Source organism: Clostridium intestinale DSM 6191 (assembly GCF_900130055.1).
GTDB lineage: Bacteria > Bacillota > Clostridia > Clostridiales > Clostridiaceae > Clostridium_T > Clostridium_T intestinale.
In genome coordinates, this window is sequence record NZ_FQXU01000018.1 from 52,960 (window position 1) to 74,314 (window position 21,355).

The following is a 21,355-nucleotide window of genomic DNA, read 5'->3' on the forward strand; positions in this document are numbered from 1 at the left end:
CTTCTCCAATCTCTAATCTTTTTCTTAAACTGTATAAATAATCATAAGGTAGAGTGAATTCACTCTACCTTATTAAGTTTACCATATTAATATAATTTAATTTATTTTTGTCCTTGTTTATATACTGGAACTTTTTTACCCAACCAGTAATTTCCTACTTTTTCTGTTACCCATGGCATCACATAATAGTCTAATCCAAATGTTCTACCAGCTCCTTGCATTAAAGCAATCGCAGAGAATATATACCATAATATACTCCATTCACCCATAGCTGATAATATAAAGTTAAAGCCCATGAATATTGATGCTGCTGAAGCTAAGAAAGTAAATAATCCTGCTAATAAGCATAAACCGATACCTAACTCTAGTAAAACAACCATTCTTTGGAACCATACTGCTACATCAGCATTTGGAATCATTATTTTCATAACAGCTTCATAGAATTTTGGCATATGTTCTAACATTGGAACTGGAAGAGCTTTTGCAGCATCAGTTGTCGCTTCAGATGCTCCAGAGTTAGCAGCTGCTTGAACCCAATCAAATGGCATCTTAACATTTCCAGCTTTAAACCATGAATCATTTGCTAAACCATTAGAGAAAATATTGAAGAATCCTTTTATTCCTTTATCATCCCAAGTTCCTTCACCTACAAGTTTCTTAAGACCCTCTAGTAGCCAAATAACTCCCACGTATAATCTTAATGGAACAAGCCATAATCTATTACCTTTAGAAGCTAAATGCCCTCTCATTATGTTTCTCTTATCTTCTATTGAGAAGAATTCATGATTTAAATAATGATAACATGCATTTATTCCATTTACACCCCATAAATAATATAGGTTAACCATATGTTTCATAAACAAAGCAAGGAATCCAGATAATTTTATACCTGCTAGGTTGGCAACGCCATATTTTCCTCCAATAGAAACCATAAATCCATGATAATTTGATTTAAATTTAGTCATTTCTTTGTTTTCTATTGATGCAACTATATTACTAACAGCTGTATTTGCAGTTTGTTCTGCCGCTTCAACAATTTGAGGAGTTCCTTTTCCTGGTTCTTCTTCAAAATAAGTTAAATCACCAACAACAAATACATCTTTTTTATCTACTGCTTGCATATATTCATTTGTTTGTAATCTTCCTGCTCTTGCAGTTTCTAATCCATATTCTTTAACTTCTGCATTAGCTTGTATACCACAAGTCCAAATTAAAGTATTAGTTTCTATTTCTGTACCGTCTTTTAGAACTATTTTATCTTCAGTAACTTCTACTATTGGGGAATTTTTAAGTACTTCTACCCCTTTTCTAACCATATAGTTTTCAGCTTTGTCAGCTTGTTGTCTATCTAGCATATTAAGAATTGTTCCCATAGCTTCAACAACTAACAATCTAACTTCACTTTCATCTACATTGTATTCTTTAGCTAACTTTGTTTTCCATTCAATAAGTTCCCCAGCCATTTCTATTCCAGTGAAACCTGAACCTGCTACAGCAAAAGTTAACATTTTCTTTCTGGCTTTCGCATTTCTTTCTTTAGATGCTTTTTCAAACATTTTTTGAATATGTTCTCTTATTTCTAATGCATCTTCAAAGGACCATAAAGTAAATCCATTTTCCTTAACCCCTGGTACTCCAAAAAATGCTGGTTCTGAACCTGTACCTACTATTAAATAATCATATTCATAGCTACCGTGAGTTGTTTTTACAACTTTTTTATCAGTATCTACTTTTTCTATATAGTCAGTAACTAAATTAACTTTTGTTCTAGCAAAAATTTTAGTTAAATCGACTTGAACTGACTCCTTATGAACTCTTCCACCAGCTACTTCATGTAATTCAGTCATTAATGTGTGGAAGGTATTTTTGTCGATTAATGTAATCTCAACATCATCGTTCTTTTTGTATTTCTTTGCTAATTTTTTAGCAGAATGAACTCCACCATAACCTGCTCCAAGAACAAGTATCTTTTTCTTATTAGACATTTTACCACCTCTTCAATATTATTCTTACATTTTTGTTTAGAAAACATACTTAAATACAAATCCATATTCATTTTATCCTTTTTTTTTCGCTATGTCTATAGATAAAGAGTGTCATTTTCTTATTTAGGTTAATAGTTTATCAATCCCGTTTTCTTTTTAACAACCTGCTTTTCAAGGTTTCTTAAACATTTTCACTATATAAAAATTGTATAAGTTTTTTTAATATAACATAAGTAACTTTAATTATATTTCTTGGGAAAAGCGTGTATAATTAAATTTGTTGATGGAAATAATATCTTTCTTGTCAACTTTTTCACAATATTATAATATAAATTATATTTTTAAGGGGGATTCTCTCAATGAAAAAGAAAACTTTACTAAGCGTTATCGCTGCTGCTACTTTAGCTGTAACTGTACTTGCTGGCTGCGGTAAAAAAGAAGATGCTGCTGCATCTAAAATCAAGGATGGTACTTACAAAGCTGAAGCTAGTGATTTTGATGATAAAGGATGGAAACCTTACGTTGAAGTTGAATACAAAGATGGAAAAATAGCTTCTGCTGCATTCGACTATTCAAACAAACAAGATGGACATAAAAAATCTACTGATGAAAAATATATAGCTGCTATGGCTGCTAAATCTGGTACTTCTCCAGATAAATACACTGTAGAATTAGCTAAGGCTTTAGTAGAAAAACAAGATGTTGAGAAAGTTGATTCTGTAACTGGTGCAACTCACTCAAGTGAAAACTTTAAAACATTAGTTAAAGCAGCTGTTGATAATGCTACTGCTGGAAAAACTGATACTGCAAAAGTTGAAATAAAATAATTATAATCAAAAAGACTTTAGAAATTCTAAAGTCTTTTTTTCTTAAAAATACACTCCCAAAATTAGAGAGTGTATTTAAAATATTATTTATCTAGATAAACTAATTGTTCTTGGTATAATTCTATCTTTAAATAAGCTACCATTCTTTCTACTATCTTATGATGTTTTTTGAACTTAAATTCTTGAGCTTGACAAACATTTTCACATTTATCATCTTTTCCATGTTTCTTGCATTTTTCTTTTCCGTATTCTTCAAATTCATCATATTCTGCAAATTCATTGTAGTTATCATAACCGTAGTCTTTTCCACCAACATCTTCACTATCTATAGCTTGGTCTGCGTCAAATATTCTAGCTTCTGCTAATCTACAGAATGGTTTTTCAATATAAATTATCTTATCAGCAAAATCCCATTCACATTTAGAATTACCCATTTCAAATCCGCCGCAAGAACAATCTATTGATTTATTGCATTTAGTGAAGTAGTTAATTTCTTTTCCATTTTCTCTACATTCTATTACTGGTTTTTGGATATAGTCGATTTCTGTAGCTGTACTAAATGGAACCTTTACTGTAGCGTGTTTTATTGCTCCAACCATAATTTGTCCGTTACAACCTGGTTTTCCAGCAACTGCATACTCTATATTTTTTTCTATATATCCAGTTAAAAATAGCTTTCCATATCCTTTATCAGGGTTTACAGGATCTACTTTACCACAATTAACCATAAGTTTACATTGAGTTATATATACTTCTTTCTTTACCCTCTTTATTTCATATAAATCGTCACATAATTCTATACAAGATTGTAAATCGATTTGTACATCTCTAACTGATAATAAAACAGGAAGCCTAGTATAAGTTACTCTACATCTAGGGTTTATTGATGCATTAGTGCTTGAGCTTAAATTTACTTCTTCTGAGTATATTTTACTTGAACAGTATTTTTTAGACATTTGTTATTCCTCCTCTTGTCCATCGAGTTATCTTCTGTAATAATAGTATATTCTCTACTTCACATGTTGTTACACCTTTCGACAGTTTTGTGTTATTTATATTAAAATATATTTTTCTTCCTCAAATTAACATATAACGCATTTATTACATATAATAATTAAAAATGAATTATGGAGGTTTATATGGATACAGAAGAAATTCTACTTAATGGATTCTTAACTGAAGAAGAATTACAAAACATTTCTTTAAGACGCGGTTATCTAATGGAAGATAAAGATTATTTATTTCTATCCGACAAATCCTATCCCTTAAAGAAATTAATAAGTATAGATTTATCCCTAAAAATTGTTTCATTTAAAAGTCTATTAACAGCAGACAGCAAGATAAATTATTTTGAGGGAGTAAAAGAATTTAAGATAGCTTATGCTGATGATAATGATGACGAAATTAATCTTACAAAAAAAGCTCCTTTTAATGGTAGCTTTATTACTCCACTTAGAGAATCATTAAAAAATGTTCAAGTTCATTTAATACATGGATACTTCTATGTAGCTGATACAAATATTATTGACTACTATATAAGCTACTTCTTAAAATATGGCGTTAAACCCAACTCTCAAACCTCGAGATACGATACTGATTCAGAATTTTATTAGGAGGTTTTTATGAAAATTCTATTTGATGGTTTTGGAATTACTCATCATGTAGGAAATTCCTTAGGATCCTACACTAATGAGATTATTTCATTAATCAATAACACCGAAGATGAAATAGATTTTAATGTACTTCTTTATAATATAGATAAGCCAACTTCCGATTTATCATTTAAGAATGTAACTCCCCTTTACCTTAATATAGATAGGAGTATATATCCTTCCCCTAATATAAATAATGTTATAAATAGATACGAAATAGATCTTTATCACGATCCAAATAATGGCTTTCTTGCACCTGAAGAGCCTATAAATAACTATATAGTTTCTCTCAATACTTTATTACCGTATCTAGAGCCCACTCTTGTAGATGATAAGTTCAAAAGAAGTTTTTATAAGAGAGTTCCGTACGCTTTAGAAATTTGTAAATATTTATTAGTACCAACTAAAGCTTTTAAGGAGGATGTTTTAAGAACCTTTCCTAAAATGAAGGATAAAATAATATGCTCTTATCCAAAAATAAACGAGATATTTTCTCCTAAAGATACATTAGAATCATCTAAGTTTATTTTAAATAATTATAATATAAATTCTCCATTTCTACTTTATGTTGGTGATATTTCAAAAAGAAAATCTATTGAGAAACTTATTTATATTTTAAAAAATCTAGCATCTACGCCTCTGAAGCTTGTTTTAATTGGAGATTATAAGAAAAAAAAATACGCCTATTACAGACATATTTTAGAACTAGCGTCATCACTTTCTTTAGAAGACAAGATTATATTCTTAGGTAAAATACCTCAGCATAATTTACCTTACTTCTACTCTAATGCACTATGTACAATTGATTTTTCTATATATAACTCCTACCCGCTATCATCAGTGGAGGCTGTGCACTGTAAATCTGTAGTTATAGTAAATGATACGCCTTCTAATAAAGAAATCTTAAAAAAATCTGCTTTCTTTATAGATTCAGCTAACTTAAATATAGCTGTAGATATGATTAAAACCTTATACTCTAGAAAAAATATAAAGGGAAAATTAACTGGAAACTTATCTACTCCAGTTGCCGGAAATTTAAAAGAACTATTTAACTTGTATGAAAAATAATAATAGGTGGATAACTTTATCCACCTATTATAATATTTCTGTTAACACATCAATAACTTCACCCTCGGTATTATCATAAATAAAATTAATCACTTCATTTATAATTTCATTTGATTTATTTGTGCTATTACTTATACAACATAATCCTATAGTTAACTTTTTATGTTCATCCATACTTTCTATCTCCGCTACAGAAACATTAAACTTATTTTTTATTTTAGCCAATATACTTCTAGAAACCATACGTTTTTCTTTTAAACTATTCGCCCAAGATATTCTAATAACTATCTCAGCAGTACCTATAATCAATCTAAACACCTCTAAATTATATTCTTTCTAATATTATTTCCCAATCTTCATTAATTATAGACATCAATATTACATCATCATAGATTCCTTCAATTCTATTAAAATAATAATTCTTTCTTAAACCTTCTTCAATAAATCCTACATTCTTAGCAACCTTTAAAGAAGGAACATTTTTATAATTTATATTTACCTCTAATTTATGAAGATTGATATAAGTAAAGCAAAAATATACAAACCATTTTAATATATGCTTCATTATTCCTTTATTCGTATATTTATCATTAAGAATATACCCTATCTCTCCTCTTGAATCTTGAGAATCTATAGAAAATAACCCTATTAGCCCTATTACCTTATTACTATTCTTATCTATTACTACCCAATCTATTCGTTCTCGTTTATCGTACTCTTCTAAAAGCTCTTCTATAAATACTCTAGCATACTTCTCATTTATACTACTAGGTGATCTATAAAATATAGGCTCTTTTCTATTTTTATAAATTTCTATAATATCTTTTCCATCCTTTTTGTCTGGTTTTCTTAAAATATATTCATCTAATTCTAATTCAACAAAGTCATTGAATATTTTTTCCAAGTAATTTAGTCTCATATAAGCAACTAATTCCATAGAAATTCTCCTAAATATTATTTATATAATATTTATACTTTTAAAATTACTTGTTATGAATACTTTTTAGTAAAAAAGCTCCTCAAAATTATGAGAAACTTTTCTTAAAGTTTGAATCCTTCTATTTTAATTACTTAGTATATTAAACCAAGAAATTTTTTAAATACATATAATAGGCTCCTTTAGCTGGTGATGTGTCCTCGTCTATAAAAGCATCAACTTTTATATTTTCTAATAAATATCTTTCAAATTCATGCCTTACTATTTTAGATTTCTTTAAAACACCACCCACTATACCTATCTTACAACTTTCAAAATTCAACTTATTGAATATTCTCTCAGTAGTTTGTGCAATAGCTTTTCCTTCATCTCTTAAAATTTTAATAGAAATCTCATCTCCCATTTCACCTAACTTAGCAACAATAGGGGTTATAGATGCAATTTCATCCTTTGTCTTTGAGTATACAAACTCTATTATCTCATTAACCTCTTTTTTATTTAAAAATTTTAATATCTCAGTAGAAAGAACACTAAGTTGGAAACCATAATCATACTCGTATATCATGTTTTTTAAAGCCTCTATAGCAATTTTATATCCACTACCTTCGTCACCTAAAAGATTTCCCCAGCCTCCACATCTAGCTTCTTGTCCATTTTTTATTCCAAATGCTATGGAGCCAGTACCAGCTATGGTTAAAATTCCATCTTCGCCCCTTAATAAAGCTTTAAGAGCCAATTGACTATCATTCATTATTACTGAAGATATATTAAAACTTTTCTTTATAGCTTCATAAACTATCTTTGAATTATCCCCAGATTCTGATCCAGCTAGTCCTAGATATACGCCCTTTAGTCCTTCTAATCCTAACTTGTCTATCAATTCTTTTAAACCCGATAGAATATTATCTAAACCTTCTTCTTTACCATTTAGAAGATTACCGAAACCTCTTAATGCTCTATCCATAATCTCTCCATTTAAATTAAAGGCAACGATTTCAGTTTTAGTTCCACCACCATCTACTCCAATAACATAATTAACCATACAAACCTCCACATATAATAATTAATTCTAATAAGATACATTATAATTATGTACATTCTATAATCTAGTATATATGTGTACAACTTCATTCGCAAGGTCTCATTCTTACAATTTTAGTTCATACATTTAAAATCTCTTAATTTCATAAATTACAAACTTTAAATGATTAAAAAAAGGTACTAAATAATCTACTGAGTTATTTAGTACCTTTTATCTTATGCTGACATTGTAATTTCTAGTGTAACTTCTTTTCCATCTCTATTAACAACTATTTTAACTTTATCGCCTTCATTTAGCTTATTCTTTTCTGACGAAAGTTCAGCTGAAGTTTTAATGCTCTTTCCATTAAATCCAACTATGACATCTCCAGCTTTGATTCCTGCTTTTTCTGCTGGTGAATATTCTACTACACTTGCAACATATATACCTTCAACTAATTTATACTGTTTTGCTGCATTCTTATCTAAATCTCTTATACTTATACCTAATGTTAAAGATTGTTTGCTTAATGCCCCTATTTTATCCTTTACTGAGTTTATAGGAATTGAAAATCCTATTCCTTCTACACCAGCTTCACTAATCTTAGCTGAATTAATTCCTATAACTTCTCCATTAGCATTTATTAGAGGTCCTCCACTATTTCCTGGGTTTATTGCAGCATCTGTTTGAATATATACTGATGTACTACCATCTTGATTTTGAAGACTTCTGCTAGCAGCACTTACTATACCTTTAGTAACAGTTCCAACAAACTCTTTTCCTAATGGATTTCCAATAGCTATAACTTCTTGACCTGCTTGAAGTAAATCTGAATCTCCTAAAGTTGCTACCCCTGGCACCTCAACTTTTTCTACTAGCCTTATCATAGCTAAATCTGCATTAGCATCATAGTTTACTATTTTGGCTTTATACTCTTTTCCATTATTAAAGGTTACATTTACTTCAGTAGCACCTTGAACAACATGGTAATTAGTTAATATATCACCATCTTCATTTATTATAAATCCTGATCCCACACCCTCTTGTGGTTGATTAAAGAATCCATTACTTACAGAACTTTTAGTTGAAACACTTACTACTGCTGGAGCAACTTTATTAACTACATCTGTTACGCTTAATGAAGTTGTATTACTTGTGAAACTAGGAGTTGTGTATGATATATTCTTCGTTTCACTTGTTCCCTTTAATGTTCCATTCTCAAGAGCTGTTTTAATAATATAATAGGTCGAAGGAATAGATATTGATAAAGTTAAGGCCATCGTAACTAAACCTACTAATAAATATTTGCCTATTCCATTACCTTTTTCCTTTTTATTTTTTCCTTTATTATTTTTCCCATCACCAATCATTACAAAATTAGGTGAATATGTTTCTCCATTCTCAGAATCTCCATTTCTAAAATCACTCATGAAAAGAAACCTCCTTATAATCAATTATTTTAAGTATTATATCCATATTTAAAATATAAAATAATACTGTGTCATCTTAATGACAAATATAAAGTAATATTTTTTCACATATTTTAACCGTATTTATAAACTACAACATTAGTTTTAAATGACTGGACAACAGGTTGACCGGTCAACCTGTTGTCCAGTCATTTAATATAAAAAACTACCTTAGAATAATCTCTATATTCTAAGGTAGTTTAGTTATCTTTTTACTCTTCCTTTTTCAACTGCATACTTGATTGCCTCTAGAACTTTATTTTTGTCTTCAACTGGTATCATCTGCCCATTTGATTCTGTAACTAACTGATTTATGTATCTTGAGGTTGATAAAGTTAAAAGACTTTTATCAAGTTCAACATTTTTATTTCTTGATATTATAGCCAAAGGAGAATTCTCAATCAAGCCTTCTTTTTGAGAATTACTTTTCTTCTCCAATATGTTACTTGCTTCATTATGCATAGCACTAGGATATTTACTTCTTATTCTGTTTGATATAAATTCATTTTTTAATTCTGTTTGTCCTTCAGAAAATAAGTTTTCTGGAATCTCTAACATCCCAAGCTTGTACTTAATATAAGTTAAACCAAAATAAGATTGAGTAGTTTCTAATTTACTATTCTTTTTTATTTTAATGTAATTAGATATGTATTCTTCATTATCTAAATTACTTTCCACTATAGGATCTATCAAGACCATAGAATTTACAAGATCACCATAGGTATTAGCGAAGTTAGTCATAATTAATGAACCATACCCGGCCCCTACTAAAACATACGGTCCCGATATGCCTGCCTTATTTAATAATAACCTTAAATCCTCAGCTTGTCTTTGCGGATCTAATCCTTCTCCGCCATCACTAAATCCATATCCCATTCTATTATATGTAAATACCCTAACACCTAAACTATCCGCTACTTCTCTAGTAATAGTATTCCATTCATTTGAATCTACGCCTAAATCTCCATCAAATATTACTGTCATATCTCCAGAACCAATACTATTATAATAAACTCTGTTATCATTTATTCGAGTATATTTAGTTCTTGGTTTATATTTTTCATTATAAACCTTAGTCACTGCAAACTGAAACACTAACCCCATTAATAAAATAGTTATAAGACTGTATATCAGAAACTTCATTATCCCTGATATAGGAATTTTTTTTCTAATTTTTAACCTTTTTATACCATTTGAGTGCGGAATTAAATTCATAACTTCTCTATTTCTCCCCTAATTTTAAATTTGGTTTTGCATTTAAATCCATTGTGCTAACATTTCCAAGCTCCCATTGATAGTACGCAGCGCTTCCTATCATTGCTGCATTATCTGTACATAATTCTAGTGATGGAAATAATATTTTTATTCCCTTTTCATTACCTTTATTAATCAAGTTTTCTCGTAGTCCACTATTAGAAGCAACTCCACCTGCTATGGCTATTCTGTCTATTCCTCTTTTTTCACACGTTACCATAGCATTATCTGTTAACACTTCTACAACAGCTTTTTGAAAGGATGCAGCTACATCTGCAGTGTTCACTTCTTCATTCAGCATAGACTTCTTATTTAGATAATTTAATACTGCTGACTTTAATCCTGAGAAAGAAAAATCTAAGGTGTCATCATGAAATCTAGCTCTTGGGAATGATATGCTATTAGGATCCCCTTCCTTTGAAAGCTTATCTATCTTAGGGCCCCCTGGATAACCAAGTCCTATTGCTCTTGCCACTTTATCATAAGCTTCTCCAGCTGCATCATCCCTAGTTTCACCTATTATTTCATACTCACCATAATCTTTAACATATACTATAAAAGTGTGTCCTCCTGAAACAACTAAAGATACAAATGGAGGTTTTAAATCCTTATGTTCAATAAAGTTTGCACATATATGTCCTTCTATATGATTAACCCCTATTAATGGCAAGTCTAAGGAGTATGCAAGCCCTTTCGCATATTGAAGCCCTACAAGCAGAGCCCCTACTAGCCCAGGTCCATAGGTAACACCTATAGCATCTAAATCACTAAGCTTCATATTTGCTTTTTCTAATGCCTCTTCTACTACAGCATTTATAACTTCTATATGTTTTCTTGAAGCTACTTCTGGAACAACTCCACCAAATTTTTCATGTATTTCAATCTGAGATGATATAACATTAGATAAAACGTCTCTTCCATTTATAACAATTGCTGCTGAAGTTTCATCGCATGAACTCTCAATAGCTAAAATTACTTTTCTATCCATAAATATTACCCTCTTCTATCTTAAATCTTCAATTTGTATTATACTTTATAGTAGTTGCATTATCAATTTAAAGAATCTTACAATTTTATAACAAGGAGTAAACACATGAAAAAATCTTATGCAAAAGTTATAGTTGCCGGCTCTCCTATCACAAAATCTAATTTTAAACTTTTCAATGAATCAGGAAGAGCTATCCTACCTTATAACTCTGGAAAATATCACGATAGATACGCTTTATATGAAGAGGAAATTTCATACTGTGCTAGACTTCAGAATCCCGGTATAGTAATTGATGAAGCTCTTATAGCTGTTCTTAAGGTCTATTATAAAAGTGAAAAAAGGCATCCAGATACAAATAATATTACTAAAAGTATCTTTGATGGGATCGAGAAAAGCGGCTTAATTATAAACGATGCTCAAATAAGAAAGATACATATTGAAGAATTTTATGATAAAGAAAACCCTAGATTTGAATTAGAGTTATTTGGAGAAAGTCAATATGAGCTTAGTTATACAATAACTCCTAAAGATATAGAATCTGAAAAGATAACTTATTCACCTCCTCCAAACAGCAAACTAAAAAAACAAAAACCTGCATTAAAAAATATTATTGATGCTCCTGACTCTAAAGGAAAATGTTCTATATGTAATAAAGTACTCATAGCTAATGATTATAAAAAAGCTGACGGTGGTAAAACTTTAATATGTACTAAGTGCTTTAATAAATTATTTTAGAGGTGATTTATGGATATTGTTTTTATAGGAGATAGTCTTACTTTTGGATATGGAGTATCTAAAGAAAAATCGTGGGTTAATTTATTAGTGGAAAACTATACTTTTACTTACCTTAACAAAGGGGTAAATGGTGATACAACCATAGGAATGTTGTCTAGATTTTTTAATGATGTTGTTAATATAAAACCTAAATACTGTTTTGTTCTTGGTGGTACTAATGATTTATTATCGGGTAAAAATATAACCTCGGTTTATGAAAACATCCTTTTAATGATTAAAGATTGTATAGAGAATAAAATAGTCCCCATAATACTATCCCCACCTTATATATCAGAAAAGGAAGCAACCTCAAGATGGAGTTCCTACCCAGACTATTCGGAAATAAATGAAAACTTATTAACTCTAAAAAATAAGCTGAATTTTTATTGCCAAAAGGAAAATCTTTTCTTCGTGGATTTATTTAATACTACGAATATAGCATTTCTTAATAATGAAAGTATATACTTAGATGGTATTCATTTTAATAATTCAGGTCATAATTTAATTTATATAACTGTAAATCAAACTTTTAAAAATATAGCTAAAAAGTCTAGTTAGTAGACCTTTTAGCTATAAATACTTGTATATTCCCTTATATACTTCTCAGCAGCTTCTCCTGCTATATACCCTGTTTCTATTGACCTTTTTACTAAAGACTTTGTATTAATAAGTGTTCCACAAACAAATACTCCTTTTTGCGATGTCATAAGATCCTCATTAATTAATGGAGTAAGCGAGCGCTCTTCAATCTTTATTCTAGCCTTTTTTAATAAATCAATTTCCGATCTCCAAGCCACTGAAAGAACTAATCCATCACAATCTATTTCTGAATATTCATTAGTTTCCTTATTTAATATTTTTACCTTACTAACTCTCTCTTTTCCCATCACTTCTTTTATTACTGAATTATATAAGATAGGTATATTGAAATCTTTTGGAATCTCTTTATTTTTACTTTGAGTAGCTTTAATTTCTGAAGAACTTTCTATTATTGCTTTAACATCAGCTCCTTCAACTACTAAGCTTCGTGCCACTATCATAGATATATCAGAAGAATCCATAATAACAACCTCTTTACCTGGCAAATATCCTTGAAGGTTAATTAATCTATGCACAGTTCCTAAAGTATATATTCCTGTATAATTTTTAGTTGCAATATGAATTTTTCCAGTATATTTTTCTCTTGATCCTGTTGCAAAAATTACACTTTTAGCTTTAATAAAGCAGATACCTTCTTTTGGATTCATGTATGTTATAATTCCTTCACTATTAAAATCTATAACAATAGTTGAAAGTTTATATTCAATATTAAATTCATCTAATTTACTTATAAAGAAATGTATAAGTTCTGGTCCAGTTACTTCTTTTCCAAGTACGTCTTTTCCAAAACCATTGTGAATACATGGAACTAAGGCTCCTCCTAAGTCCTCTTCTCTTTCAATTATTAATATATCTTTAACGCCTTTTTCTTTTGCTCTTATTGCTGCTGCCATTCCAGAGGGACCTCCTCCAATGACAATCAAATCATAGCTGGCTGCCATACACATAAAGTCCTTTCATTTAAATATTAATTATATTTGTTTAATTTAATTTTATCATAGAATATTTATTTTAAAATAACTTTTGAATAAATTGCTTTTTAAAAATAAAAGCTATAGGTATAGGAGGTGATAAAATGGCTAAAAAAGTTAAGATAAAACATGATCCTAAAGCAGAAAGTGCTAGAGCAACTTTTGGCGAACCTAAAGCTAAGGAACATAATCCTAAAGATTTTAAAATATAACATAACAAAAGAAGCAGATCATTGATCTGCTCCTTAAATCTTAAATATATTTTTTATTGTCTTACCATAATTTCGACTTACAGGTATCTCTTCCCTAGTACCTCTTAGTTTCAATATATATGTACCATTAACCCAAGATATTATATTTTCTATTAAGTCTAAATTAACTAAATACTTTCTATGACATTTAATAAAATTAAACTCTTTCAATCTATCTTCAACATTATTTAAAGTTTCATCAGATATAAAACTATCTTTATCTGTTACGATATTTACATGTCCTTCATTTGCAACACAATATATAATTTTATCAACATCTACTAAACTCAATTTATCTGAATTTTTTACAGGAATTTTTTTAACATTCTTAATACTTACAGTATTATTTTTTTTATCTAATTTTTCACTTAATCTATCTAATGTAGTTTTTATTCTATCTATAGAAAATGGTTTTAAAACATAGTCTTTTGCATTTATTTCAAATGCTTTTAAGGCAAATGCATCATGAGCTGTTATAAAGACAATCTCAATGTTTTTATTAAGTTTTTTTATTTCCTCAGCTACCATAAACCCATTCATCTCTGGCATTGACACGTCTAGAAAAACTGCATCTAAATCTAATTCTTTAATTTCCTCTATAGCCTGTTCAGGACTTGTGTATTTCCCAACTATCTTAAGTCCACTTTCAGTTGAAAGTAAATACTCTAATTCTTTTAATGCAATAATCTCATCATCAACTAAAGCAACATTAAGCATACTCCATCTCCTTATAAAACATTATTTATAGGTATCTTCAAGCTTAGCTCAGTTTTATCCCCATCTTTTGAAATTCCATCTAGCTTGTACCCAAACTTTTCCCCATATGTATTTTTATATTCGTCTATATATTTTGCTATATCCCCATCATGTATTAAAATAATAATTAAATCCTTTTTATCAACTTTTGATTCTACTGTGATTTTCCCCCCCACTTTAGACTTGAGCAGACCCTCTTTTAAAGCAATATATGTTATTTCTATCAAAAAACCTTTTTTTATCAAAAAGTCATCTTCTAAACTCTTAATCTCATAATCTATTTTTTCTCCAAATCTTGATTCTTGTATTTTTAAATATCCCTTAAGAACCTTAAACTCATTGGATAGTTTTGTGTCATCCTCAGATTGAGAAAGGTAATATCTAAGATAATCACCTAATGCAAGTAATAACTCTCTTGCTTTGTTTCCATCTGTCCTACAATAATACATAATTGTACTTATTGCGTTAAATAAAAAATGTGTATCTAAGTTATTCGATTTGTTAACTTTTATAGAATTTTTACTAACAACCTCACTCTCAAAATCATTTAGAATTTTTACAAACATTGGTACACAAATAGAAATAAAAATTAGCCAATATTGAGGAAATACCTTGATTAGAATGATTTGCAATATTATTAATGTAATTATGATTAATTTCTTTTTTCCCATAATATATATATCGTTTAAAAATAATTTTACTTAATATATAATATGATATGAAAAATTTACAAAATCTTGTCTTTAAGCCACATTCTTGTCAATTGATTTATACCTACTATTCCTATATAATCTTAGTGGTGATATCTTTTAGGAGGTTATTTATGAATATTAAAGAATTACAAACTAATCCAGTAAAGATTATAGAAAAGAATTTAAACAAAAACCTCATCATAAGATGTGTTTTTTATTTTCTTATTTTATTTTCTATAATATTTAAAGGTGTATTTTTTCAAGGCTTTATCGAAAACAAAAACGTATATAGCTTTGATTTTTTTGCAGGATATAGTTCGGCTATATATTTCTTTAAATACTATGCTGCATTTGCAGGTATTTTTTTAAGTTTTGGATTATTATTTAGAGGCAAAGGTAAGTGGATTTACCTGCTAGTAATAGATTTATTACTAACTCTTTTATTTATCTTAGACTTATGGTATTTTAGAGGCTTTATGACAGTACCATCAATTCTAGTAGCAACTCAAACTGCTAATTTAGATAATATGTCAGGCTCTATTTTATCTATGACGAGTCCAATGGATATAATTTTTATTTTGGACATACTATTATTATCTATATATATTTTTATATTTAGAAAAAGCTTTAAAAACATAAAATCAAATATAAAAGGTTTTGCTGTATCCTTCTTATTATCAATAATTTACATAGCCTATGTTCCTTTTAATATAAATGTATTAGGAAATACTGATGTTAAAAATTCATATCTCTTTTCAAATTATGATTCAACTGATACCGCTAGATATTTTTCATCTATAGGTTATCATTTATTTGATTTATATAATGTATATAAAGACTTAAAACCTTATGAACTTACAGCTGAAGAACAACAAGATATTACAAATTTCTATGATAAGAAAAATGAAAATCTTCCCGATAATGAATATAAAGGTTTATTCAAAGATAAAAATCTTCTAATCATTCAAGTTGAGTCATTAGAAAATTTCGTTATTGGACAAACTGTCAATGGACAAGAAATAACACCTAATTTAAATAAACTTTTAAATAATTCAATTTACTTTCCTAAAGTTTATGAGCAAGTAAATGAAGGTACAAGTTCTGATTCTGACTTAATGGTTAATACATCTATGCTTCCATTAAGAAAAGGAAGTACTTTTTTTAGGTATCCAGTAAGAAACTATAATTCTTTACCTAAATTATTAGGCGAACTTGGTTATGAGTCTACTGCTATTCATCCCGACAGAGGCAGCTTCTGGAATTATGCTCAAGGGCTTAAAGGAATAGGATTTGATAACTTTATAGACTACTACTCTTTTAATCCAGATGAAGTAATTGGATTAGGTCTAAGCGATGAAACTTACTTCAAACAAGTGGTTCCAATGATTGAAAAAATGAAACAACCATTCTATACTTTTACTGTAACATTAACAAATCATGGTCCTTTTGACTTGCCAGATAAATATAAAGAATTGAACTTAACTGGTGAACTAAAAGATTCAATACTTGGAAACTCATTTCAAACTGCTCATTACACAGATAAGCAAATAGGAATGTTCCTAGAAGAACTAGATAAGAAAGGTTTGCTTGATAACACTGTAGTTGCTATAGAAGGTGATCATACTGGGGTTCATAAATACTATAATGATAAGGTTGAAGAACTTAAAAATCCTGAGGCTTGGTGGCTAGATAAAGAAGATTCTTCTGTTCCACTAATAATTTATCAGAAAAATTTACAAAACAGCTTTAAATCTGATATAGCTGGAGGACAAATAGATATAATGCCTACTTTAGCTTATCTAATGGGTATTGATGAGAGTAAATATATCAATACTGCTTTAGGTAGGAATTTATTAAAAACAAATAAGTCATTTGCGGTAATGACTAATAGAAGTGTAAGAGGTACTTTAACTGAAGAAGAAAAAGAATTCTATATTAATAGTTTAGAATTATCCGATAAAATGATTAAAAGTGATTACTTTGAAAATTACTATAATAAATAACAAATTAAAGGAGCCTTAATGGGGCTCCTTTAATTTATATTAATTATCGACTTCTTTAGCATCTTGTTTAAATACTTTTTCCCAGCTATCTGCTATATATCCACTGGTCCATTCGGCCATAATAACCGATTCGTTTTTATCTTTTTTTATCCTTTTAATAGGATCTCCTTTTAGCTCTGAATTTTCTATTTCATATACTAATATATAATCGTCCAATACAACTATAGCAACCTTACCATTAGGCGATGTATATATATCCTTGATTAATGGATTTTGCGCCTTAAGTATATTCCATCTAACATAAAGATTATCATAAATAATTAATTTTTTTGTATTTATCATATTTACATCAAATTTTAAATCTGCTAATGCATTGTTTTCTAATCTAGTTCTTCCTTCTAAAACCCATCTACCATTTTTTCTTACTACACCTATATTGGTTGGGTCTAGCTTAACATCAACTTTTAAGTTTGGAGAATAATTTTCTAAATTATCTAGAGCTACTTCACTTGAGTTCTTTAGGGCTTCATATCCTTCAGTTCCTGACAAAACATCTATTGCTACTCCATTTGGAGTATGTATCGTATCTACCGGTATTATCTTATATCTACTATTTTTGTCATTATAATTATCAGTAAACTCTTCTATAGATATATAGTTATTGCTAATGAAGTTTAAGTTAACGTATTTACTTTCATTTTCAACTTCTAAAGTATCCTCTGAAGTTATACCTTTATTATTTATATTATAGGTATCAAAATATTCTGTTACGACTCCATTTCTATTTATCTTTTTAGGAACAAGCTCCCAAAAGCCTTTTAATCTTGGATATAATATGTTTTTTCTTTCATAGACAGGTTTTGCTATTCCATTGTCTACTCCTATCCATAAAGTTCTATACGTTTCTTCCCCTACTCCATCTTCTGTTAATTCCCTATTACTTTTAAGTCCTATATATACACATTCAACTATATCATTATAATCTCTTTTTGCATTTCCATCTTTCTGTGTATCACTTGCTATGTTAGTTGGAAAATTTGATACATCACTAGATATCTTCGTAATAGTATATATAATATCATTATGAATTATCAATAATTTATTTTCTTCTAACCTCAGTATCTCTCCAATTAAAGTATTATTATTAAGTGGGCTTATTAAATCAACTTCATGATTTTCATTAGAAAATCTTTTATAACTAATATTATATTCAGCTAAAAGATACTCTTTTAGATTTACTACTCTTAATTTATACTTTACTGTATCATATAAATTATTATTAATAATCATTCTATTTTCATCCAAATATATATATTCAGTTTTTGATTCTAATGTTCGTCCCTCTTTATAGTTATACTTCTCATTTATCTTCCATGTACCCTTAAAGCTTACAGCACTTGATTGAGGAGGAGTAAGCTTTCTAAAATCTTGCCCTGAAGGCATAAATTTTGAGAAAGTAAAAACTGATGCTATCATAATTAGAATCACCAATATTAATAAAAGTTTAAAACTTCTTCTCATATTTCCTCCTTAGATTAATCTCTAAATGCAGTAGGTAGCTTTATAATTACTTCAGTTCCTATATTTTCTTGGCTAAATATCTCAAGACTTCCCCCATGGAGTGTAACTATTTCATCACATATAGATAAACCAATACCATTTTGAGATCTTGAATTTTTGCCCTTTACAAATTTTTCTTTGATTCTTGGTAAAATTTCTGGATCTATCCCACATCCATCATCTTTAATAGCTATTTTTATATAGTTTTCTTCATATTGAATTATATCTAAAGAAACACTTCCTCCATAATCAGTGAAATTAAAAGCATTGTCCAATATATTTATAAATACTTGTTTCATTCTATCAGAGTCAGCCCAAATTTTAGGTAAGTTTTCTTCTACACTTATCTTAAAATCAACATTCTCTCTATTTGCTCTTGGTGTCAGATATATTCCAATATAATCGACTATATTCTTTAAATCTATTAACTCTTTTTTCATTGCTATTTTTCCAGATACAAGTCTTGAAAAATCAAGCAGCTCTTCCACCATATTAGACAGTCTCTCTGTCTCATTTTCTATTATATTAAAACCGGTCTTTAGTATTTGTTCATCTCTATAATCACTATTTAATGTTATTACCCACCCTTTAATAGCAGTTAATGGAGTTCTCAATTCATGAGATACAGAAGATATAAAATCATTTTTTAATTTCTCTCTTTTTGATAATTCCTCTGCCATATAATTTAAGGTTGAAGACAATTTGCCAATTTCATCATTTGATTCATTTATGCTTCTTATTTCTAAATTTCCTGATGCCATAGTTTCAGCTACTGTTGTTAATTCTTTAATTGGATTAATTATACCTCGCGCAAATACAAGGCTTATTATAACTCCAATAAACAATACTATAATCGATACTATCAAGAAAAATATAGCTATAACGTTTATAGACTTATTAACATCACTTAAAGATATTATATATCTAAGTACACCATTTATCTCTCCTGATGATTGTAATGGATAAGATATGGCCATTATCTTTTCTTTATTATAACCAGTTCCAATCCATCTCTCATATTCTCCTTTTAATGCTTTATTTACATCAGGAGTATCTATTATGTCACCCTCTTTTACTCCAAGTGAGTCCATAAGTAATTTTCCATTATTATTTAAAATCTGTACTTGAATATTGCTTTCATTCCAAAACATATCTATATTATCATAGATGTTTTCTTCTAGTGATAGATATGAAAAGTTCTTATTATAAAAATCCGCTGATATATTTAACTGACTCTTTAAAGTTTGCTCTATACTTGAATAGTAGTAAGTTCTAATATAACTTATCATAAGAATATTTAATATACCTACAGTAAACAAAATTATTAAAATAAAATATTTAACCATTTTTGTTTTAATACTTTTATTCACCATTTTACCTATGCTTTCCATCTATATCCCGTTCCCCATACAGTTTCTATATATTTTGGCTCTGAAGGATTATCTTCCACCTTTGATCTTAATCTTCTTATGTTTACATCCACTATCTTTGAATCTCCGAAAAAGTTATAATCCCATACTATATTTAATAGTTCATCTCTCGAAAATGCCTTGCCTGGATTCTCCATAAATATCTTTAGCATCATATATTCTTTAGGCGTTAAATCTATTTCCACTTGATTCTTATATACTTTCTGTGAATATAAATCTATTACAAATTCTCCACTTGTAATGCTTTCATTTTTTTCTTCATCCTTACCTATTCTTCTTAATAAAGACTTTACTCTTAATGTTAATTCGATTGGGTTAAATGGCTTTACAACATAATCATCTGCGCCATATTCAAGTCCCATTATCTTGTCCATATCCTGTCCCTTTGCCGTCAACATTATTATCCCCATACTAGGAAATTCTTTTCTCAATACTTCACAAACTTTAAATCCATCTATCCCAGGAAGCATTAAATCTAAAATTGCTACATCAGGCTTTTCTATTAATGCCTTCTTTACTCCATCTTCGCCATTGTTTGCTTCTATAACCTCAAAATTATTACGTTTAAAATTTATAGTTAAAAAACCTCTAATACTATCTTCATCTTCAACCACAAGTATTTTATACATGTAAACACCTCTTTATAATTATAAAATAAATTAGAGAAGTCTTAATTGCTTCTCTTTAAATTATACCATATATATGAAATTCTAATCCTACTAATTGATTATACAAATCCTAAATACTCTACATATATATATTACTACTTTTCTCTTTACATATAGTAACAAATATATAAATTTATATTACAAAAGAATTAAAGATTTATATAATAAAAAACACTAGGAAAAATCCTAGTGTAATAATCAAATTGGCTCCGCGAAGAGGGCTCGAACCTCCAACCTATCGGTTAACAGCCGAGTGCTCCACCATTGAGCTATCGCGGAACAAAATTTGGCGACTTCCTACTCTCCCACACAGTTTCCCATGCAGTACCATCGGCGTAATAAAGCTTAACGATCCTGTTCGGAATGGGAAGGGGTGTTACCTTTATGCCATTATCACCAAATATATTATGAAAGAATTTTGTTCTTTCAAAATTGCACGTAAGTTCATT

21 protein-coding genes, 1 tRNA gene and 1 rRNA gene are annotated in these 21,355 nt (G+C 29.0%); 7 read left to right on the plus strand and 16 right to left on the minus strand.

Annotated features, from left to right (window positions below):
* Positions 1-101: 101 nt before the first annotated feature.
* A complete protein-coding gene (locus tag BUA92_RS20635) occupies positions 102-1,985 on the minus strand; it encodes an FAD-dependent oxidoreductase (protein WP_073022544.1) in 1,884 nt (627 codons plus the stop codon).
* 359 nt (positions 1,986-2,344) lie between these two features.
* Here BUA92_RS20635 and BUA92_RS20640 point away from each other — a divergent pair, with 359 nt between their 5' ends.
* The gene (locus BUA92_RS20640) at positions 2,345-2,812 is read left to right on the plus strand and encodes an FMN-binding protein (RefSeq protein WP_073022545.1); all 468 of its coding nucleotides are present in this window, start codon (positions 2,345-2,347) and stop codon (positions 2,810-2,812) included.
* A gap of 83 nt (positions 2,813-2,895) precedes the next feature.
* On the opposite strand, the gene BUA92_RS20645 is transcribed toward BUA92_RS20640, so the two are convergent.
* Positions 2,896-3,768, minus strand: coding sequence for a CsxC family protein (locus tag BUA92_RS20645; RefSeq protein WP_073022546.1), 873 nt, complete (start codon positions 3,766-3,768; stop codon positions 2,896-2,898).
* A gap of 183 nt (positions 3,769-3,951) precedes the next feature.
* On the opposite strand from BUA92_RS20645, the gene BUA92_RS20650 reads away from it, so the two are divergent.
* The gene (locus BUA92_RS20650) at positions 3,952-4,425 is read left to right on the plus strand and encodes a hypothetical protein (protein WP_073022547.1); all 474 of its coding nucleotides are present in this window, start codon (positions 3,952-3,954) and stop codon (positions 4,423-4,425) included.
* 9 nt (positions 4,426-4,434) lie between these two features.
* Positions 4,435-5,532 (plus strand): glycosyltransferase, encoded by a 1,098-nt coding sequence (locus BUA92_RS20655; protein WP_073022548.1) that lies wholly within the window; start codon positions 4,435-4,437, stop codon positions 5,530-5,532.
* Positions 5,533-5,559: 27 nt separating this feature from the next.
* On the opposite strand, the gene BUA92_RS20660 is transcribed toward BUA92_RS20655, so the two are convergent.
* The 6 genes from BUA92_RS20660 to tsaD all read right to left on the minus strand — a co-directional run bounded on the left by BUA92_RS20660 (position 5,560) and on the right by tsaD (position 11,201).
* A complete protein-coding gene (locus tag BUA92_RS20660; protein WP_073022549.1) occupies positions 5,560-5,841 on the minus strand; it encodes a DUF503 domain-containing protein in 282 nt (93 codons plus the stop codon).
* Between the two features lie 16 nt (positions 5,842-5,857).
* Complete coding sequence (locus BUA92_RS20665) at positions 5,858-6,469, minus strand: GNAT family N-acetyltransferase (protein WP_073022550.1); 612 nt, start codon at positions 6,467-6,469, stop codon at positions 5,858-5,860.
* Positions 6,470-6,611: 142 nt separating this feature from the next.
* Positions 6,612-7,511 carry an N-acetylglucosamine kinase gene (locus tag BUA92_RS20670; RefSeq protein ID WP_073022551.1) on the minus strand — a complete coding sequence of 300 codons (900 nt, stop codon included), beginning with the start codon at positions 7,509-7,511 and terminating at the stop codon, positions 6,612-6,614.
* A gap of 215 nt (positions 7,512-7,726) precedes the next feature.
* Complete coding sequence (locus BUA92_RS20675; protein WP_238905965.1) at positions 7,727-8,920, minus strand: S1C family serine protease; 1,194 nt, start codon at positions 8,918-8,920, stop codon at positions 7,727-7,729.
* A gap of 243 nt (positions 8,921-9,163) precedes the next feature.
* Entirely contained in the window at positions 9,164-10,174 is a 1,011-nt protein-coding gene (locus tag BUA92_RS20680) for an alpha/beta fold hydrolase (RefSeq protein ID WP_073022552.1), read from the minus strand.
* 7 nt (positions 10,175-10,181) lie between these two features.
* Positions 10,182-11,201: a tRNA (adenosine(37)-N6)-threonylcarbamoyltransferase complex transferase subunit TsaD gene (gene tsaD / locus BUA92_RS20685; RefSeq protein ID WP_073022553.1), complete on the minus strand. Its 1,020-nt coding sequence runs from the start codon at positions 11,199-11,201 to the stop codon at positions 10,182-10,184.
* A 105-nt stretch (positions 11,202-11,306) separates the two neighbouring features.
* Here tsaD and BUA92_RS20690 point away from each other — a divergent pair, with 105 nt between their 5' ends.
* Both BUA92_RS20690 and BUA92_RS20695 read left to right on the plus strand, forming a co-directional pair.
* A complete protein-coding gene (locus tag BUA92_RS20690; protein WP_073022554.1) occupies positions 11,307-11,936 on the plus strand; it encodes a RusA family crossover junction endodeoxyribonuclease in 630 nt (209 codons plus the stop codon).
* Positions 11,937-11,945: 9 nt separating this feature from the next.
* The gene (locus BUA92_RS20695; RefSeq protein WP_207650368.1) at positions 11,946-12,533 is read left to right on the plus strand and encodes a GDSL-type esterase/lipase family protein; all 588 of its coding nucleotides are present in this window, start codon (positions 11,946-11,948) and stop codon (positions 12,531-12,533) included.
* 8 nt (positions 12,534-12,541) lie between these two features.
* On the opposite strand, the gene BUA92_RS20700 is transcribed toward BUA92_RS20695, so the two are convergent.
* Positions 12,542-13,522 carry an FAD-dependent oxidoreductase gene (locus BUA92_RS20700; RefSeq protein ID WP_073022555.1) on the minus strand — a complete coding sequence of 327 codons (981 nt, stop codon included), beginning with the start codon at positions 13,520-13,522 and terminating at the stop codon, positions 12,542-12,544.
* A gap of 128 nt (positions 13,523-13,650) precedes the next feature.
* Here BUA92_RS20700 and BUA92_RS23780 point away from each other — a divergent pair, with 128 nt between their 5' ends.
* Positions 13,651-13,758, plus strand: coding sequence for a CPC_1213 family protein (locus BUA92_RS23780; protein ID WP_021800426.1), 108 nt, complete (start codon positions 13,651-13,653; stop codon positions 13,756-13,758).
* A 33-nt stretch (positions 13,759-13,791) separates the two neighbouring features.
* Here the strand turns inward: BUA92_RS23780 and BUA92_RS20705 are convergent, their stop codons facing one another.
* Positions 13,792-14,514, minus strand: coding sequence for a LytR/AlgR family response regulator transcription factor (locus BUA92_RS20705; protein ID WP_073022556.1), 723 nt, complete (start codon positions 14,512-14,514; stop codon positions 13,792-13,794).
* Between the two features lie 11 nt (positions 14,515-14,525).
* Positions 14,526-15,224, minus strand: a complete 699-nt coding sequence (locus BUA92_RS20710; RefSeq protein ID WP_083553615.1) for a histidine kinase — start codon at positions 15,222-15,224, stop codon at positions 14,526-14,528.
* A 152-nt stretch (positions 15,225-15,376) separates the two neighbouring features.
* Here BUA92_RS20710 and BUA92_RS20715 point away from each other — a divergent pair, with 152 nt between their 5' ends.
* Complete coding sequence (locus BUA92_RS20715) at positions 15,377-17,248, plus strand: LTA synthase family protein (RefSeq protein WP_073022558.1); 1,872 nt, start codon at positions 15,377-15,379, stop codon at positions 17,246-17,248.
* 39 nt (positions 17,249-17,287) lie between these two features.
* Here the strand turns inward: BUA92_RS20715 and BUA92_RS20720 are convergent, their stop codons facing one another.
* The 5 genes from BUA92_RS20720 to rrf all read right to left on the minus strand — a co-directional run bounded on the left by BUA92_RS20720 (position 17,288) and on the right by rrf (position 21,307).
* Positions 17,288-18,769, minus strand: a complete 1,482-nt coding sequence (locus BUA92_RS20720) for a hypothetical protein (protein WP_073022559.1) — start codon at positions 18,767-18,769, stop codon at positions 17,288-17,290.
* A gap of 14 nt (positions 18,770-18,783) precedes the next feature.
* Complete coding sequence (locus BUA92_RS20725; RefSeq protein ID WP_414632243.1) at positions 18,784-20,199, minus strand: sensor histidine kinase; 1,416 nt, start codon at positions 20,197-20,199, stop codon at positions 18,784-18,786.
* Complete coding sequence (locus tag BUA92_RS20730; RefSeq protein WP_073022560.1) at positions 20,187-20,867, minus strand: response regulator transcription factor; 681 nt, start codon at positions 20,865-20,867, stop codon at positions 20,187-20,189. Before BUA92_RS20730 ends, BUA92_RS20725 begins: the two co-directional genes overlap by 13 nt.
* 243 nt (positions 20,868-21,110) lie before the next feature.
* A tRNA-Asn gene (locus BUA92_RS20735) sits at positions 21,111-21,185 on the minus strand.
* 5 nt (positions 21,186-21,190) lie between these two features.
* Positions 21,191-21,307, minus strand: a 5S ribosomal RNA gene (gene rrf / locus BUA92_RS20740).
* Positions 21,308-21,355 lie beyond the last annotated feature (48 nt).